The sequence below is a fragment of the Kitasatospora sp. NPDC127111 genome (genome assembly GCF_042677465.1).
Classification (GTDB): domain Bacteria; phylum Actinomycetota; class Actinomycetes; order Streptomycetales; family Streptomycetaceae; genus Kitasatospora.
Genome location: NZ_JBHXTG010000056.1, coordinates 31,150 through 48,295, shown reverse-complemented (window position 1 = coordinate 48,295; position 17,146 = coordinate 31,150). Strand labels below are relative to the sequence as shown.

The 17,146-nt window shown below is 71.0% G+C and carries 12 protein-coding genes and 1 tRNA gene; 5 read left to right on the top strand and 8 right to left on the bottom strand.

All coding sequences use genetic code 11. The features are described from left to right. Positions 1-51 precede the first annotated feature (51 nt). The 4 genes from metG to ACFVHB_RS28315 form a co-directional block, all read right to left on the bottom strand. Positions 52-1,782, bottom strand: coding sequence for a methionine--tRNA ligase (metG, locus tag ACFVHB_RS28330; protein ID WP_380327871.1), 1,731 nt, complete (start codon positions 1,780-1,782; stop codon positions 52-54). 290 nt (positions 1,783-2,072) lie between these two features. Then, positions 2,073-2,273, bottom strand: coding sequence for a DUF397 domain-containing protein (locus ACFVHB_RS28325; protein WP_380327869.1), 201 nt, complete (start codon positions 2,271-2,273; stop codon positions 2,073-2,075). A 344-nt stretch (positions 2,274-2,617) separates the two neighbouring features. Further along, positions 2,618-3,220: a GNAT family N-acetyltransferase gene (locus tag ACFVHB_RS28320; protein WP_380327867.1), complete on the bottom strand. Its 603-nt coding sequence runs from the start codon at positions 3,218-3,220 to the stop codon at positions 2,618-2,620. 130 nt (positions 3,221-3,350) lie between these two features. Then, entirely contained in the window at positions 3,351-4,634 is a 1,284-nt protein-coding gene (locus ACFVHB_RS28315) for an adenylosuccinate synthase (RefSeq protein ID WP_380327865.1), read from the bottom strand. A gap of 126 nt (positions 4,635-4,760) precedes the next feature. On the opposite strand from ACFVHB_RS28315, the gene ACFVHB_RS28310 reads away from it, so the two are divergent. From ACFVHB_RS28310 to purM, 3 genes are all read left to right on the top strand, one after another. Beyond that, positions 4,761-5,651, top strand: coding sequence for a diacylglycerol kinase (locus ACFVHB_RS28310; RefSeq protein WP_380327863.1), 891 nt, complete (start codon positions 4,761-4,763; stop codon positions 5,649-5,651). 241 nt (positions 5,652-5,892) lie between these two features. Beyond that, positions 5,893-7,476, top strand: a complete 1,584-nt coding sequence (gene purF, locus ACFVHB_RS28305; RefSeq protein WP_380327861.1) for an amidophosphoribosyltransferase — start codon at positions 5,893-5,895, stop codon at positions 7,474-7,476. A 78-nt stretch (positions 7,477-7,554) separates the two neighbouring features. Continuing rightward, on the top strand, positions 7,555-8,640 hold the full coding sequence (purM, locus tag ACFVHB_RS28300; protein ID WP_380327859.1) for a phosphoribosylformylglycinamidine cyclo-ligase: 1,086 nt from the start codon (positions 7,555-7,557) through the stop codon (positions 8,638-8,640). A 156-nt stretch (positions 8,641-8,796) separates the two neighbouring features. Here purM and ACFVHB_RS28295 read toward each other — a convergent pair whose 3' ends face one another. Next, positions 8,797-9,054 (bottom strand): DUF3073 domain-containing protein, encoded by a 258-nt coding sequence (locus ACFVHB_RS28295; RefSeq protein ID WP_360183192.1) that lies wholly within the window; start codon positions 9,052-9,054, stop codon positions 8,797-8,799. A gap of 395 nt (positions 9,055-9,449) precedes the next feature. Next, a complete protein-coding gene (locus ACFVHB_RS28290; protein WP_380327858.1) occupies positions 9,450-10,610 on the bottom strand; it encodes a Glu/Leu/Phe/Val dehydrogenase dimerization domain-containing protein in 1,161 nt (386 codons plus the stop codon). Positions 10,611-10,807: 197 nt separating this feature from the next. On the opposite strand from ACFVHB_RS28290, the gene ACFVHB_RS28285 reads away from it, so the two are divergent. Together ACFVHB_RS28285 and bldC are read left to right on the top strand one after the other, a co-directional pair. Further along, a complete protein-coding gene (locus tag ACFVHB_RS28285; protein ID WP_380327856.1) occupies positions 10,808-11,728 on the top strand; it encodes a hypothetical protein in 921 nt (306 codons plus the stop codon). 543 nt (positions 11,729-12,271) lie between these two features. After that, positions 12,272-12,478 (top strand): developmental transcriptional regulator BldC, encoded by a 207-nt coding sequence (gene bldC, locus ACFVHB_RS28280; protein ID WP_014137253.1) that lies wholly within the window; start codon positions 12,272-12,274, stop codon positions 12,476-12,478. Between the two features lie 346 nt (positions 12,479-12,824). Here bldC and ACFVHB_RS28275 read toward each other — a convergent pair. Beyond that, a tRNA-Asp gene (locus tag ACFVHB_RS28275) sits at positions 12,825-12,898 on the bottom strand. A gap of 120 nt (positions 12,899-13,018) precedes the next feature. Continuing rightward, a complete protein-coding gene (gene hrpA / locus ACFVHB_RS28270; RefSeq protein WP_380327854.1) occupies positions 13,019-17,035 on the bottom strand; it encodes an ATP-dependent RNA helicase HrpA in 4,017 nt (1,338 codons plus the stop codon). Between the last annotated feature and the right edge of the window lie 111 nt (positions 17,036-17,146).

Genomic DNA, 17,146 nt, shown 5'->3' with positions numbered 1-17,146 from the left:
CCGGCCGCCCGACGCCGGCCGCCGGACGCGGGACGCCCGGCGCCAGAACGCCTACTCGCCGCCGCCGAAGCGGGCGGTCCAGGCGGCCAGGTCCTCGTCGGTGATCTTCGCGAAGAGCACCGGCGGAACGGTGAACGCCGTACCGGCCGGCACGAAGCCCAGCGCGCGCGCCTCCTCCGCGCTCACCCACGCCTGCGTACGCGTCGGCGCGTCGGCCGGCAGCGCGAAGGCCTCGCGCATCGCCCGCGCCGCGGCCGGGATGAACGGCTCGGACACCACCGCGTACAGGTGGATCAGGTTCATCGCCGTCCGCAGGGTGAGCGCGGCCGCCTCCGGGTCGGTCTTCACCTGGAGCCACGGCGCCTTCTCGTCCAGGTAGGCGTTGCCCGCGCTCCACAGCGTGCGCAGGCTCTGCGCCGCCTTGCGGAAGTTCAGCGCGTCCAGCTGGGCCTCGTAGTCGGCCAGCAGCTCGGCGATCTGCGCGCCCAGCCGCTCCTCCGCCTCGCCCGCCGCGTGCCCGGCCGGGACGTCGTCGCCGAACCGCTTCCGGCTGAACGAGAGCACCCGGTTGACGAAGTTGCCGAGGGTGTCGGCGAGGTCCTTGTTGACGACGGAGGCGAAGAGGTCCCAGGTGAAGCTGGAGTCGTCCGACTCGGGGGCGTGCGCCATCAGGAAGTAGCGCCAGTAGTCGGCGGGCAGCAGCTCCAGCGCGACGTCCGTGAAGATGCCCCGCTTCTGGCTGGTGGAGAACTTCCCGCCGTAGTACGTCAGCCAGTTGAAGGCCTTGACGTAGTCGACCTTCTTCCACGGCTTGCGGGAGCCGAGGATGGTCGCCGGGAACATCACCGTGTGGAACGGGACGTTGTCCTTGGCCATGAACTCGGTGTACCGGACGGTCTCGTCGGCCTCGTACCACCAGGACTTCCAGTCCCGGAGCTCGCCGGCCGGCGCCGCGTCCGCCCACTCCTTGGTGGCGCCGATGTACTCGATCGGGGCGTCGAACCAGACGTAGAAGACCTTGCCCTCCGCCGCCAGCTCCGGCCACACGTCGGCCGGCACCGGCACGCCCCACTCCAGGTCACGGGTGATCGCGCGGTCCTGCAGGCCCTCGGTCAGCCACTTGCGGGCGATCGAGGAGGCCAGCACCGGCCACTGGTCGCCGTGCGCGCCGACCCACTCCTCCACCTGCTCGGTCAGCTTCGACTGGAGGAGGAAGAGGTGCTTGGTCTCCCGCACCTCCAGGTCGGAGCTGCCGCTGATCGCCGAGCGCGGCTCCAGCAGGTCCGTCGGGTCGAGGACGCGGGTGCAGTTCTCGCACTGGTCGCCGCGCGCCTTGTCGTAGCCGCAGTGCGGGCAGGTGCCGACGATGTACCGGTCCGGCAGGAAGCGCCCGTCCGCGTTCGAGTACACCTGGCGGATCGCCCGCTCCTCGATGAACCCGTTGGCGTGCAGCTCGCGGGCGATCTCCTGGGTGATCTCCCGGTTCTGCGGCGACGAGCTGCGCCCGAAGTAGTCGAAGGACAGCCGGAAGCCGTCGTACACCGCCTTCTGCTGGTCGTGCGCCGCCGCGCAGAACTCCGCCACCGGCAGCCCGGCCTCCTGCGCGGCCAGTTCGGCCGGCGTCCCGTGCTCGTCGGTGGCGCAGATGTACAGCACCTCGTGCCCGCGCTGCCGCAGGTACCGGGAGTAGACGTCCGCCGGGAGCATCGACCCGACCATGTTGCCCAGGTGCTTGATCCCGTTGATGTACGGAAGGGCGCTGGTGATCAGGTGCCGAGCCATCCTCGGATGCTCCAATTTCTCCCGCACGCACCCCTACCCCGGAGTGCCGTGACAGGCGCAGGGTTCTGGGGCCGCAACGGGAGCCCGCCACACACGCCGGCTCCCGGGCTGCCGCACAGAGCGAAGGTCCACTGTGGGCGCCCCAATCGTATCGAAACCCGGCCCGCCCCCCGCCCTCCGTTCCACCAGCCGAACACCGGGCCGCCGGTCGCCCCCCTGGTCGGAGCCGGTTCGCCCGCTCGGAGCCGGCCGCCCCTCGCGCCGGGCGAGGGGTCACCGGAACGACTCCGCTACGCGGCGCCGAAGTGGTCGAACTCGCCGGCCTTGACGCCCTGGAGCCAGAGGGCGAACTTCTTCTGGGTGGTGACGACGACGGTGTCGGGATCGTCGGACTCGCGGATCTCGATCATGCCGTCGGCGCGCACGCGGACCTCGACCGCGTTGCCGCCGTCCTGCGTGCCGGTGCTCGGCTTCTGCCACTGCTGGGACATCGCTACCTCTCCGATTCCGGGCCGTGCTCGATGTGTCGGGCCACTCCCCGCGGCACCGGCAGTGTCGCGTGCCGGGGCCGGACCGCGCCACGTCCTCCGCCCGGCCCGGACGGCTCCCGTAGCGTCGGCCGGGGGCTTGACCTCGTGGAGGCGCTTGCCGATGAGTGGGGGTGTGGAACTCATCGGGGCGTACGGCGGAGCGGTGCGGGCGGTAGCGGCGGTCGCCACCTGATGGCCGTTCTGCTGCTGGCCGGGCTGTTCGTCTCGCTGGTCTTCGTGGGGTGGCTGGCCTGGGTGGTCAACTCCCAACCGCGCGCGGCCGGCGAGCGGCAGCGTCCCGCCGCTCAGCCGGCGGCGAGCCGCTCCGTCAGCCGCTCGCGCGCGGCAGGCCACTCGTCCCGCAGCATCGAGAAGTACGCGGTGTCGCGCCAGACCCCCGTGGCCCTCCGCTTCTCCCGGCGGTGGACGCCCTCGTACTGGGCGCCCAGGCGCAGGATCGCGTTGCGGGAGCGGTCGTTGAGCGCGTCCGTCTTCCAGAACACCCGGCCCATGCCCAGCTCCTCGAAGGCGTACGTGAGCAGCAGCAGCTTCGACTCCGTGTTGACCGCCGTGCGCCAGGCCGACCGGGCGTACCAGGTGCCGCCGATCTCGACCAGCTCGTCCTCCGCGTTGAACGCGTAGTACCCGGTGACGCCGACGGCGCGCCCGCTCTCCAGGTCGATCACCGCGAACTTCACCGCCGTGCCCGCCGCCACCTCCGCCAGCCGGATGTCGAGGATCGCCCCCAGCTCCTCCTCGTTCGTCGGCGCGGCGAACGGGATCCAGCGCCAGACGTCCGGGTCCGGGCCGACGGTGGCCCAGAGGTCGGCGAGGTGGTCGCGGACCAGCGGCTCCAGGCGGACGTGGCGGCCGGTCAGGGTCACGGGAGCGGGAAGCTTCGCAGTCATGATCCCGAAGGTAGCGGCACTCTGCACTAGATGCAATGAGATATTGCCTTAGTGCAAATGCCTCGGGGTAAAGGGAAGGCCCTGCGGGACGCGAACGTCCCGCAGGGCCTTCTCGCGGCACTCGGGCGGCTCAGATGAACGAGTTGATCTGGATCGTCTCGTCGCGGCCCGGGCCGACGCCGATCGCCGAGATCGGCGCGCCGGACATCTCCTCCAGCGCCTTCACGTACGCCTGGGCGTTCTTCGGCAGCTCGGCGAAGGACTTCGCCTTGCTGATGTCCTCGTTCCAGCCCGGCAGCGTCTCGTAGACCGGCTTGGCGTGGTGGAAGTCCGACTGGTTGTACGGGAGCTCCTCGACCCGCTGCCCGTCGATCTCGTAGGCGACGCAGACCGGGATCTGCTCCCAGCCGGTGAGCACGTCGAGCTTGGTGAGGAAGAAGTCGGTGAGGCCGTTGACCCGGGTCGCGTAGCGCGCGATCACCGCGTCGAACCAGCCGCAGCGGCGGTCACGGCCGGTGGTGACACCGCGCTCGCCGCCGATCCGGCGCAGGGCCTCGCCGTCCGCGTCCAGCAGCTCGGTCGGGAACGGGCCGGAGCCGACGCGGGTGGTGTACGCCTTCAGGATGCCGATGACGCGGTCGATCTTGGTGGGGCCGATGCCGGCGCCGGTGCAGGCGCCGCCCGCGGTCGGGTTCGAGGAGGTCACGAAGGGGTACGTGCCGTGGTCGACGTCGAGCAGGGTGCCCTGGCCGCCCTCCAGCAGGACGACCTTGTCGGCCTTCAGGGCCTCGTCCAGCACCAGGGTGGTGTCGGCCAGGAACGGCTTGATCTTGTCCGCGTAGCCGAGGTACTCCTCGAGCACCAGCTCGGCCGGGATGGCGCGGCGGTTGTAGAGCTTGACCAGCAGCTGGTTCTTGTCGTGCAGCGCGGCCTCGATCTTCTGCCGCAGGATCGACTCGTCGAAGAGGTCCTGCACGCGGATGCCGACGCGGTTGATCTTGTCCGCGTAGGTCGGGCCGATGCCGCGGCCGGTGGTGCCGATCCGGCGCTTGCCGAGGAAGCGCTCGGTGACCTTGTCCAGGGTGCGGTGGTACGGGGTGATCAGGTGGGCGTTGCCCGAGATCAGCAGCTTGGAGGTGTCGATGCCGCGCTCGTTCAGGCCGTTGAGCTCGGAGAGCAGCACGCCCGGGTCGATGACGACGCCGTTGCCGATCACCGGCGTCACATTCGGGCTGAGGATTCCGGAAGGCAGCAGGTGAAGTGCATACTTCTGGTCGCCGATGACCACCGTGTGACCGGCGTTGTTGCCACCCTGGTAGCGGACGACGTAGTCGACGGAGCCACCGAGGAGGTCGGTCGCCTTCCCCTTGCCCTCGTCCCCCCACTGAGCGCCAACGAGCACGAGTGCCGGCACAGGCGTACACCCCTTCCGGTTGGGGCATCCTGCGTAGGCCGCAGTCTGCCCCGAGATAGACGAAGCCCCTGGCGCAATAGCGCAAGGGGCTCTTGCACCGAGAGATTACCTGAGGAAGGACCGGTCGTGTCGTCCCTGTCCACGCCTGCGAACGGCGGCCCAGAGCCGCTCCTGCTGCTCCTCGACCCGGCGGCCCGGCAGACCGACGGCGAGTCCGTGCGGATCGCGAAGGACGTCCTCTGCGGAGGGGCGGACGTCAAGGTGGCCTACCCGGAGAGCCCGTCCGAGCTCGACCGGGTGCTTTCGCACCGGGGTCGGCGGCGACCGGTCGTGATCGGTTCCGATCTTGCACTGCAGCGGGTGCTCCAGGCCCTGTACCGGCAGCGTGAGCTGGGAGCGGACCCGGTGGGCATGGTCCCGGTGGGCCGGACGGGCGAGCTGGTGGCCGCCCGCGCGCTGGGCGTGCCGGGGGAGCCGGTGCCGGCCGCCCGGGCGGTGCTCTCGGGCGTGCCGCGGAAGCTGGACCTGCTGGTGGACGACGGTGGCGGGGTGGCGCTCGGCGCGGTGCGGATCTCCGGCAGCGGGACGCGTCGCACGGTGGGCCGGACGGGTGGCTGGCGTTCGCTATGGGCGAAACTGGCTGCGGCCGAGCAGGGGACCTCACTCACCTCCGGCGCCGGGCCGGCCGGGGGAGCGGAAGCGGCCGGGACGGGTGCCGGGAGGAGCGAGCAGAGTTCCCGCCTCCGGGTCGAGGCGGACGGGAAGCTGCTCGCCGACGTCCACCGCCCGGTCCGGGTGGTCCAGGTGGTCCTGCCGGCCGGCGAGGCGGTCGGCGCCGGCGTGATGGAGATCGTGGTCCGCGCGCCCGGCGCACTCGTGCGCGCCCGGGCGGCGACCCTCTCGGTGGCGGGGCGCGGATTCGGCTACGAGGTGGACGGCCGCCCGGTGGGCCCGGTCCGCGCCCGCACCTGGACGGTCCACCCGGGCGCCTGGGGCCTGCTGCTGCCGGCCTCCTAGCCGCCCGGACCGGCCCGGGTGAGCAGGCTCACGTTCCGCGCCGTCCACCCCGGCTCCGTCCGCACGCGAAACGCCCCAACGGGCGCGAACCACAAGGGCAAGCGCCGTCCCGCCGAATTCCGCGACCCCGAAATCCGCCCCGGGTAAGGGGTTTTGTCTACGCGCGTTGCCGGCCGATCGCCCAACAATCCCGGCCGCCCGGGTTCCGGAAGCCTGTGCCAACTGCCCTAGACTCGAAGGCGTGCCACGTGGTGACGGAAGACTCAACCACGATCTTCTTCCCGGCGAGAAAGGCCCCCAGGACGCTTGCGGCGTCTTCGGTGTCTGGGCTCCCGGCGAGGAGGTCGCCAAGCTCACGTTCTTCGGCCTTTACGCCCTGCAGCACCGCGGTCAGGAATCCGCGGGCATCGCAGTGAGCAACGGCTCCCAGATTCTCGTCTTCAAGGACATGGGACTCGTCTCCCAGGTCTTCGACGAGGCCTCGCTGGGGTCGTTGCACGGGCATATCGCCGTCGGACACGCCCGCTACTCGACCACCGGTTCCTCGGTCTGGGAGAACGCCCAGCCGACCTTCCGGGCGACCGTTCACGGTTCGCTGGCCCTCGGCCACAACGGAAACCTGGTGAACACCGCCGAACTGGCGGCCATGGTCGCCGAACTCCCCGGCGAGGAGCACGTCTCCCGCTCGGGCCGGACGGCCGCGACCAACGACACCGACCTGGTGACCGCGCTGCTCGCCGGCCACCCGGACCTCTCCATCGAGGAGACGGCCAAGGTCGTGCTGCCCAAGGTCAAGGGCGCGTTCTCGCTCGTCTTCATGGACGAGCACACGCTCTACGCCGCCCGCGACCCGCAGGGCATCCGCCCGCTGGTCCTCGGCCGGCTGGAGCGCGGCTGGGTGGTCGCCTCCGAGACGGCGGCGCTCGACATCTGCGGCGCCTCCTTCATCCGCGAGGTCGAGCCCGGCGAGCTCATCGCCATCGACGAGAACGGCATGCGGACCTCCCGCTTCGCCGAGGCCAAGCCCAAGGGCTGCGTCTTCGAGTACGTGTACCTGGCCCGCCCCGACACCTCCATCGCCGGCCGCAACGTGCACCTCTCCCGCGTGGAGATGGGCCGCAAGCTGGCCGCCGAGGCGCCCGTCGAGGCCGACCTGGTGATAGCCACCCCGGAGTCCGGCACCCCGGCCGCCATCGGCTACGCGGAGGCCAGCGGGATCCCGTACGGCTCCGGCCTGGTGAAGAACGCCTACGTGGGCCGCACCTTCATCCAGCCCAGCCAGACCATCCGCCAGCTGGGCATCCGGCTCAAGCTCAACCCGCTGCGCGAGGTCATCCAGGGCAAGCGCCTGGTCGTCGTGGACGACTCGATCGTCCGCGGCAACACCCAGCGCGCCCTGGTCCGGATGCTGCGCGAGGCCGGCGCCGCCGAGGTCCACATCCGGATCTCCTCGCCGCCGGTGAAGTGGCCGTGCTTCTTCGGCATCGACTTCGCCACCCGCGCGGAGCTGATCGCCAACGGCATGACGGTCGAGGAGATCGGCCGCACGCTGGGCGCGGACTCGCTCGCCTACATCTCGATCGACGGCATGATCGAGGCCACCAAGCAGCCCAAGGAGAAGCTCTGCCGGGCCTGCTTCGACGGGGAGTACCCGATGGAGCTGCCGGACCCGGCGCTGCTCGGCAAGCTCCTGCTGGAGGCCGAGATCAAGGGCGGGCAGCAGCCCCCGGCGGTCCGCGGCAAGCCGACGAGCGGCAGTGACCTGGACGGCGTCCAGTCCCTGCTCGGCGGTGCCGGCGCGGCCGACGCCCTGCGCCGCCCGTAAGAACCCACGGTGGGGTCCCGCGAACCGGGGCCCCACCGCTGTTCCAACCCCCACCAGACCCGAGAGGGCCGCACCGCAGTGACCACGAACCAGAACGGCGCCACCTACGCCGCCGCCGGCGTCGACATCGAGGCGGGCGACCGCGCCGTCGAGCTGATGAAGCAGTGGGTGAAGAAGGCCAACCGCCCCGAGGTGGTCGGCGGTCTCGGCGGCTTCGCCGGGCTCTTCGACGCGTCCGCCTTCAAGCGCTACGAGCGGCCGCTGCTGGCCTCGGCCACCGACGGCGTGGGGACCAAGGTCGCCATCGCCGCCGCCATGGACAAGCACGACACCATCGGCCACGACCTGGTCGGCATGGTCGTGGACGACCTGGTGGTGTGCGGGGCCGAGCCGCTGTTCATGACCGACTACATCTGCGTCGGCAAGGTCGTCCCGGAGCGGGTCGCCTCGATCGTCAAGGGCATCGCCGAGGGCTGCGCGCTGGCCGGCTGCGCCCTGGTGGGCGGCGAGACCGCCGAGCACCCGGGCCTGCTCGGCCCGGACGAGTACGACGTCGCGGGCGCCGGCACCGGTGTGGTCGAGGCGGACGCGCTGCTCGGCGCCGAGCGGGTCCGGGCCGGCGACGTGGTGATCGCGATGGCCGCCTCCGGCCTGCACTCCAACGGGTACTCGCTGGTCCGCCACGTGCTGCTGAACCAGGCCGGCTGGAAGCTGGACCGCGAGGTCGAGGAGTTCGGCCGCACCCTCGGCGAGGAGCTGCTGGAGCCGACCCGGATCTACTCGCTGGACTGCCTGGCGCTCACCCGCGCCACCGAGGTCCACGCCTTCTCGCACGTCACCGGCGGCGGCCTGGCGGCCAACCTGGCCCGGGTCATCCCGGACGGCCTGCACGCCCGCCTGGACCGCGGCACCTGGACCCCGCTGCCGGTCTTCCGGACCGTCGCCGAGGTCGGCAAGGTGGCCACCCTGGAGATCGAGAAGACGCTGAACATGGGCGTCGGCATGGTCGCGGTCGTCCCGCCGCACTCGGTGGACGTCGTGCTGTCGATCCTGGAGGACCGCGGCGTCGAGGCCTGGCTGCTCGGCGACATCGTCGAGCGCTCGGACGAGCACGAGGGCGGTGCGGCCCTGTACAACGCCTACGAGGGCTTCACGGCGGGCTGAGCCCGGCCGGTCCCGGCAACAACGGAAGGGCCCCTCCGGCGACGGCCGGAGGGGCCCTTCCCGCACGTCCGGGACTTCCGGGTGCCGACCTCGTGCGGGAACGCCGAAAACCGGCCCGGCGCTCAGGGCACCGGGGCCGGTCAGGCCAGACTGGGACTACGCGCGGCGGCGGGCCTGGGAGGGCCCGGTGCCCGAATCGGTATCGTCGTCCTCGTCGTCGTCGGCGTAGCGAGCCGCGTACTCCGCGTACGGGTCGTCGTCCTCTTCCTCTTCGATCGGCTCCGGCTCGATCGAAGCGGTAGAGGGCGATACGCCCAGCTCGTTGGACAGACGGTTAGCGTCGAAGCCGCCGCTGTTGTACTTCAGCTGGCGGGCGACCTTCGTCTGCTTGGCCTTGGCCCGGCCGCGCCCCATGGGTCGACCCCCTCAACGGTGGGGCTCACGGCCCCGAGTCTGACACGTGTTCATGTTCGGGATCGGCCTGCCCGGAGTAGGAGAAGCCGTCCCTTGGAGCATTAACGGTACCTGTTTCCGCCGCCGGACGGTACGTCGTCGGTGTGACGTGGCGCGCACCGGCCGCACCCGAGACCAGGTCTTCCCAGGTCAAGGGAGGGTTTGCGGCAGTTTGCACGCTGTTCGGAGGTGTCTCAGGTCCGTCGTTCCGGGATCGATTATCCCCCCAAGGGGGACCTCGGATCACCCGATCGGGCGCAGAAGTGAGAATCCGGTTCCACATTGTGATGCGCGGGGGACGGATGCCGACCGTCCCCCGCGCACCGCGGGCCGCAGCGGGCCGCTACCGGCCGGGATCAGGCGCGGCGGGCGCCGGGCAGGAGCACCGAGCGGAGCGCGCTGATCTCCCGCATCCGCTTCTCGGCCAGGCGGTCGGCGGCGACCGCCGGCGGGACGCCGTCGGTGGCGGCCCGGGTGAAGATCTCCAGCGTGGTGTCGAAGATCTTGGTCGCCTTGTTCTTGGCCCGGTCGAAGTTGAAGCCCTCGATCTCGTCGGCGACCTGGATCACGCCGCCGGAGTTCACCAGGTAGTCCGGGGCGTAGAGGATGCCGCGGTCCGCGAGGTCCTTCTCGACGCCCGGGTGGGCCAGCTGGTTGTTGGCCGCACCGCAGACCACGGAGGTGCCGAACTCGCCGAGCGCGGCCACCGAGGCGTCGGTCAGCGCGCCGCCGAGGGCGCAGGGGGCGTAGACGTCCAGCTTGGCCTGGAGCAGGGCGGCGGTGTCGGCGACGACCTCGACCTCCGGGTGGGCGGCGCGCACGCGGTTCACGGCGGCCTCGGAGACGTCGGTGATGACGACGGTGGCGCCGTCGGCGACCAGGTGGCCGACGAGGTAGTGGCCGACCTTGCCGACGCCCGCGACGCCGACCCGCTTGCCGCGCAGGGTCGGCTGGCCCCAGCGGGCCTGGGCGCTGGCGCGCATGCCCTGGAAGACGCCGAAGGCGGTCAGGATGGACGAGTCGCCGGCGCCGCCGTGCTCGGGCGAGCGGCCGGTGACGAACTCGGTCTCGCGGGCGACGACGTCCATGTCCTGCACGTAGGTGCCCACGTCGCAGGCGGTGATGTAGCGGCCGCGCAGGGACTCGACGAAGCGGCCGTAGGCCCGGAGCATCGCCTCGTTCTTGTCCTTGTTCGGGTCGCCGATGATGACGGCCTTGCCGCCGCCGAGGTCGAGCCCGGCCAGCGCGTTCTTGTAGGACATGCCGCGCGAGAGGTTGAGCGCGTCCTCCAGCGCCGCCTCCTCGGAGGCGTACGGGAAGAAGCGGGTGCCGCCGAGGGCCGGGCCCAGGGCGGTGGAGTGGATGGCGATGATCGCCTTGAGTCCGGAGCTGCGGTCGTGGCAGAGGACGACCTGCTCGTGGCCGTCGCCGGGGGCGCCGTCCTGCTCGGTACGGAAGATCCTGCTCAGCACGCCGGGTGCGGGGTGCGTGGCGGACGCGGTCTGTACGTCGGTCACTGTGGTGACTCCAGTATCGAAGGCCCGCTGCTGTGGTGCGGGCGCCTAAGGCGAAGCGTAGTCGCGCGGGCGCCTGGGATCTGCCCTCTTGCCCGAGCTTGGGCCGGTTGTCCGCGTGGTGAGACGGGGGCGTGCGGAGTGCGTCCGCGAACGGCGCCCGGGCGAAGCCCTCCCGGGGGAGCGCGGCGCGTGCGACGATGCAGCACGTGACCGTCGTACGCACCTCGGTACTGCCGCCCTACGCCGCCCACCTGCGGGTCTACGAGCCGCTGGCCGCCTACCCGGAGCCGGAGCGGGCGCGCTGGCAGGCCTACGCCGCGGAGCACGGCCCGGACGCGACCGAGGCCGGGCAGCCGGTGGCCGCCGCGGTGCTGGAGGAGCAGCGGGCCGCGCTGGCCGAGCTGGTCGGGCGCACGCCGCGGCCGCTGCCGGAGCGGGAGAGCGAGCGGGCCTTCGTGCGGGCGCTGGACGGGGTGCTGTACGTCTGTCCCTGGGCCACCAGGCTGCGCAGCTGGCAGGCGCTGGAGGAGCTGCGGGCGGGGGCTCCGGTGGCGCTGGTGGACACCGCGCTGCCGCCGGCCACCCGGGCGGCCGCGGAGTCGGACCGGGAGCGCTGGCGGGCCGATCACCCGGACGCCCGGCCGTGGATCCTGACCAGCCGGTGGGAGGTGCCGGTGCGGTGGTTCCTGCCGTTCGGGGAGGAGGACCGCTGCTTCGTGCCGGCCGGGGAGACCGGCGGGGCCGGGGCGCCCGCGCGGGGGGAGAAGGGGGAGGAGGCGGCCCTGTTCTACCTGACGCCGATGGCGCAGGCGCGCCGGCGGGTGGCCCGGGCGTACCGGGCGCTGCGCGAGGCGGTGCCGGAGGGGGAGCTGGTGCGCGGGGCGGAGCAGGTCGGGCGGTGGCTGGAGGAGTTCCACCCGCGCTCGCTGGTGGAGCTGGACTACGGGGGGCTGGTGCATCTGCTGGGGCCGGCGCGGCTGCTGGCGGACCGTTCGGCGGGGGAGCTGGAGGACGGGCTGCGGGCGCTGCGGGCGGGGGACGCGGCGGAGGCGCTGCGGGCGTACGAGGAGCTGACGGGGCGCTGGCGGTCGGTGCAGGCGCTGCGGTACGCGAACTGAGCGCGGGGGCGGGCTGGGGCGGGGCCGCCTGAGTGGGCGTCACCGCTGGCCGGCTCGGGTGTCGGTGGTACTTGTAAGACTGGGAGGGTCCTAGGGCCTGATCGGTATGACCAAGGTCCTGGTTCGGGTCAATAGCTGCCGAACGTGACACTACTCACCGTTGACGCGAACTTACCCCTATGTGCAAAAATGGGACAACCAGCCCAAGTTCACGTGAGCGTGCCCACTTTTGGGTGGTTCTGGATCCGATGCGTGCTTTGCGAGGAAATGGCGGGTCTGGTCCTCCTGTAACCGGATGTTACTGTCGAGTGACTGTCCGTTATGGGGTGGTCCATCGCCATCCGTCGGCCTTGAACCCGTGAGGGGTCAATTTTGGCGGTTTGGTCGATAGGGCTGGACGGATGGTGTAGTTGTAGACACCAGGACAAGCCGTTCGTCCTATAACCGACTCGACCCGTCTATGCCATTTCGGGCATCGCGGGCCAAGGTGCAGAATTTGAAGGATAGAACCGCCCTGGTTCGGTTCTCCCGAGGAGGCCGCTCATGACCGCTCGTACCCCTGATGCTGAACCCCTGCTGACGCCGGCAGAGGTCGCCACCATGTTCCGCGTGGACCCCAAGACGGTTACCCGTTGGGCCAAGGCGGGCAAGCTCACGTCCATTCGCACGCTCGGCGGGCACCGCCGATACCGCGAGGCGGAGGTGCGCGCTCTGCTGGCCGGTATTCCCGCTCAGCGCACCGAGGCCTGATCGGCCGAAGGCTCTTTCAAAGGGGCCGCTTACCGGACTCCGCCGGGTCCGGTAAGCGGCCCCTTTGTCGTGCCCGCCTACCGGCCGCCCGGTCGGAATGTTGAACTCCAGATAACGATTTGATGCCCGTGAGGCGGGGGGGATTTACAGTTAATAGATGTACAATTTTACATATTAAATTACTGCCATCTTGGCGGGGGTGCCGAGGAGGGGCTTCCAGGAAAACCCGAGTGACGACGATCACACGGACGGTTACTTGTGGTCTAGACCTAGTCGGGTGTATAGGGGCGACCGGCCAAACGGCGAGAGGCCCGGAACCAAACGGTTCCGGGCCTCTCGGCAACGGCGATCCCGACGGGACTTGAACCCGCGACCTCCACCTTGACAGGGTGGCGAGCTAACCAACTGCTCCACGGGACCAGAGTTTTCTGATCCGTTCGCTTTGCTTGCCGCGCTGCGAACAAGACAGATCGTAGCCCATGTGGGGCCCCCAGGTCGAACTGGCTCCTGAGGGCCCCCGGCCCGCTGAGCTGGGCGGCCTCACAGCGTCGCCCGGGCCGCCTCCATCGCCTTGGTGATCCGCTTCTCGGAGACCGGCGTCGGCGTGCCGAGCGACTGGGCGAAGAAGCTGACCCGCAGCTCCTCGATCATCCAGCGGATCGCCCGCACCTCAGGGGACGGCTCCCGCCCGGCCGGGACGGCCGCCAGCAGCTCCCCGTACTCCTGCTGCACCTGCTGGACCTTCAGCAGCTGCTGGGCGTCCCGCTGCGGGTGGTTGGGCAGCGCCTCCAGCCGGCGGTCCACCGCCAACAGGTAGCGCTTGAGGTCCGGCAGCCGCTGCCAGCCGGTCTCGGTGACGAAGCCCGGGTGCACCAGTGAGGCCAGGTGCAGCCGGATGTCGTTCACCGCGGACAGCAGCACCGGGCTGCTCACCGTCTTCAGCCGGGTCGACGCCCTGTGGAAGGCGATCAGGGCCGTCGCCGTCTTCAGCGTGGTGTCCGCCGAGAGGTCGTACAGGTCGGCCCGGACCTTGTCGTGCAGCTTGCCGAAGGCCGCCTCGTCCCAGGCCGGCCCGCCGGCCAGGGTCATCAGCCGGTCGGTGGCACAGGCCACCACGTCCTCGAACAGCGCCGGGACCGAGCCGTGCGGGTTGTACGAGAGCGCCAGCTTCGCCTGGTTGCCCAGCCGGCCCTGGATCGACTTGGCGGGCGAGGTGGTGGTCAGCACCAGCAGCCGCCGGGTGCCCTCCCACATCGCCTTGGCCTGCGCCTCCGGGGTGTCGAACAGCTTGATGCCGACCGCGTCCCGCTCGTCCACCAGCGCCGGGTAGGCGCGCAGCGAGTGGCCGCGCGAACGCTGCTCGAAGGTGCGCTGGAGGACGGGCAGGGAGGACGGCCAGGCGGTCAGCCCGGACTGCTCGATGCCCCGGCCCGAGGCGGCCGAGGAGAGGGTCTCCTTCAGCTTGGGCTTCAGCCGGAGCCGCAGCTCCTCCAGGTCCTTGGACTCGGCGAGCTTCTTGCGGCCGTCCACCACCCGGAAGGTCACCTTGAGGTGGTCCGGCACCCGGGCGTCGTCCCAGGCCTCCGGCGGGACGGTGACCGCCGTCAGCCGCTTGAGGACGTGCTCCAGGGTCGGCAGCAGCGGCTCGGCGGAGCCGAACGTGTTCGCCGCCTGGCGCTCCCTCACCTCGCGCAGCGCCGCCTTGGCGAAGTCCGGCGCCGGGACGAAGTTGCGCCGGATCGCCTTCGGGAGGGACTTGATGTAGGCGGTCACCAGCTCCTCGCGCAGGCCCGGGATCTGCCAGTCGAAGCCCTCGGCGGTGACCTGGTTGAGCACCGGCAGCGGGATGTGGACGGTCACGCCGTCCGCGTCGCTGCCCGGCTCGAACTGGTAGGTCAGCTTGAAGCGGAGCTTGCCCTGCTGCCAGTGGTCCGGGTAGTCCGCCTCGGTGACGCCGTCGGCGGCGTCGTTGATCAGCATCGACTTCTCGAAGTTGAGCAGGTCCGGCTGGTCGTGCCGGGCCTTCTTCCACCAGGAGTCGAAGTGCCGGGTGGAGACGATGTCGTCCGGCAGCCGGCCGTCGTAGAAGTCGAACAGGGTCTGGTCGTCGACCAGGATGTCCCGGCGGCGGGCCCGGTTCTCCAGCTCCTCGACCTCGCTGAGCAGCTTGCGGTTCTCGGCGAAGAACCGGTGGTGGGTCTCCCAGTCGCCCTCGACCAGCGCGTTGCGGATGAACAGCTCGCGGCAGAGCTCGGGGTCGATCCGGCCGTAGTTGACCTTGCGCTGGGCGACGATCGGCATCCCGTAGAGGGTCACCTTCTCGTAGGCCAGGACGGCGCCGGCCTTCTTCTCCCAGTGCGGCTCGCTGTAGCTGCGCTTGGTCAGGTGGCCGGCCAGCGGCTCCACCCACTCCGGCTCGATCTTCGCGTTGATCCGCGCCCAGAGCCGGGACGTCTCCACCAGCTCGGCGGACATCACCCAGCGCGGCGGCTTCTTGAACAGGCCGGAGCCCGGGAAGACCGCGAACCGGGCGCCGCGGGCGCCGCCGTACTCGCGCTTCTCCACGTCGAACAGGCCGATGTGGGAGAGCAGGCCGGCCAGCAGCGACTGGTGGATCCGGTCGGCGTCCGGCTCGGCGTCGGGGTGCGGCTCCTCGATCGTCACGCCGAGCTGCTTGGCCACCGTGCGGAGCTGGGAGTAGATGTCCTGCCACTCCCGTATCCGCAGGTAGTTGAGGAACTCGGCCTTGCACATCCGGCGGAAGGCCGAGGAGGAGAGCTCCTTCTGCTGTTCCCGGACGTAGCGCCACATCGCCAGGTAGGAGAGGAAGTCGGAGGTCTCCGACTGGAAGCGGCGGTGCCGGTCGTCGGCGGCCTGGCGCTTCTCGGTGGGGCGCTCGCGCGGGTCCTGGATGGAGAGGGCGGCGGCGATCACCATGACGTCGCGGACGCAGCCGTTCCGGTCGGCCTCCAGGACCATCCGGGCCATCCGCGGGTCCACCGGCAGCTGGGCCAGCTGCCGGCCGAGCGGGGTGAGGCGCCGGCGGACGTCCTTCTCGTCGGGGTTCAGCGCGCCCAGCTCGTGCAGGAGGTGGACGCCGTCCTTGATGTTGCGGGAGTCCGGCGGGTCCAGGAACGGGAAGGCGGCGATGTCGCCGAGGCCGGCGGCGGTCATCTGGAGGATGACCGAGGCCAGGTTGGTGCGCAGGATCTCGGCGTCGGTGAACTCGGGGCGGGAGAGGAAGTCCTCCTCCGAGTACAGCCGGATGCAGATGCCGTCCGAGGTGCGGCCGCAGCGGCCCTTGCGCTGGTTGGCGCTGGCCTGGCTGATCGCCTCGATCGGGAGCCGCTGCACCTTGGTGCGGTGGCTGTAGCGGGAGATCCGGGCGGTGCCCGGGTCGATCACGTACTTGATGCCCGGGACGGTGAGGCTGGTCTCGGCGACGTTGGTCGCCAGCACGATCCGGCGGGAGTTGGAGCGCTGGAAGACCTTGTGCTGCTCGGCCGAGCTCAGCCGGGCGTACAGCGGGAGGACCTCGGTGGACTTCAGCTTCAGCCGGTTCAGCGCGTCCGCCGTGTCGCGGATCTCGCGCTCGCCGGAGAGGAAGACCAGGATGTCGCCGGGGCCCTCGGCCTGCAGCTCCTCGGCGGCGTCGCAGATCGCCTGGATCTGGTCGCGGTCCCGGTCGGCGTCGGAGGAGTCGGCGTCGTCCACGTCCTCGCCGTCGTCGACGAGCGGCCGGTAGCGGACCTCGACCGGGTAGGTGCGGCCGGACACCTCGACGATCGGGGCGTCGTCGAAGTGCCGGGCGAAGCGCTCCGGGTCGATGGTCGCCGAGGTGATGACGACCTTGAGGTCCGGGCGGCGGGGCAGCAGCTGCTTGACGTACCCGAGGATGAAGTCGATGTTGAGGCTGCGCTCGTGCGCCTCGTCGATGATCAGGGTGTCGTACTGGCGCAGCTCGCGGTCGGTCTGGATCTCCGCGAGCAGGATGCCGTCCGTCATCAGCTTGACCAGGGTGTCCTGGCCGACCTGGTCGGTGAACCGGACCTTCCAGCCGACCGCCTCGCCCAGCGGCGTCCGCAGCTCCTCGGCGACGCGCTCCGCCACCGTCCGGGCGGCGATCCGGCGGGGCTGGGTGTGGCCGACCAGGCCGCGGACGCCGCGGCCCAGCTCCAGACAGATCTTCGGGATCTGGGTGGTCTTGCCGGAGCCGGTCTCGCCCGCCACGATCACCACCTGGTGGTCGCGGATCGCGGCGAGGATCTCGTCCTTCTTCTGGCTGACCGGCAGCTCGGCGGGATAGCTGATCTCGGGGACGGCGCCCCGGCGCCGCTCGACCAGCAGCGCGGCGCGGTCGATGTCGGCGGCGATCTCGGCGGCGATCTGCTGACGCGCCTCGGGCTTGCGGACCCGGCGGGCCCCCTCCAGCCGGCGCCCGATCCGCACCTCGTCGCGCAGGGTCAGCTCGGGGAGACGGGCGGCCAGCTCGCCGATGCTCGGTCCCTGGGCGGGGGCGTCGGCGGACTGGACTGCGGGAGAACTCACTGCGGGCATCCCTCTAGGTTCGCAAGGAGGCGGGGTGGAGCGCACCCCGGTTTTCGAGCCCCTCCAGTGTCACAGCCGCCGCCGGGGATGTGCGAACCCCGTCCGGGGCGGCGTGGGGGT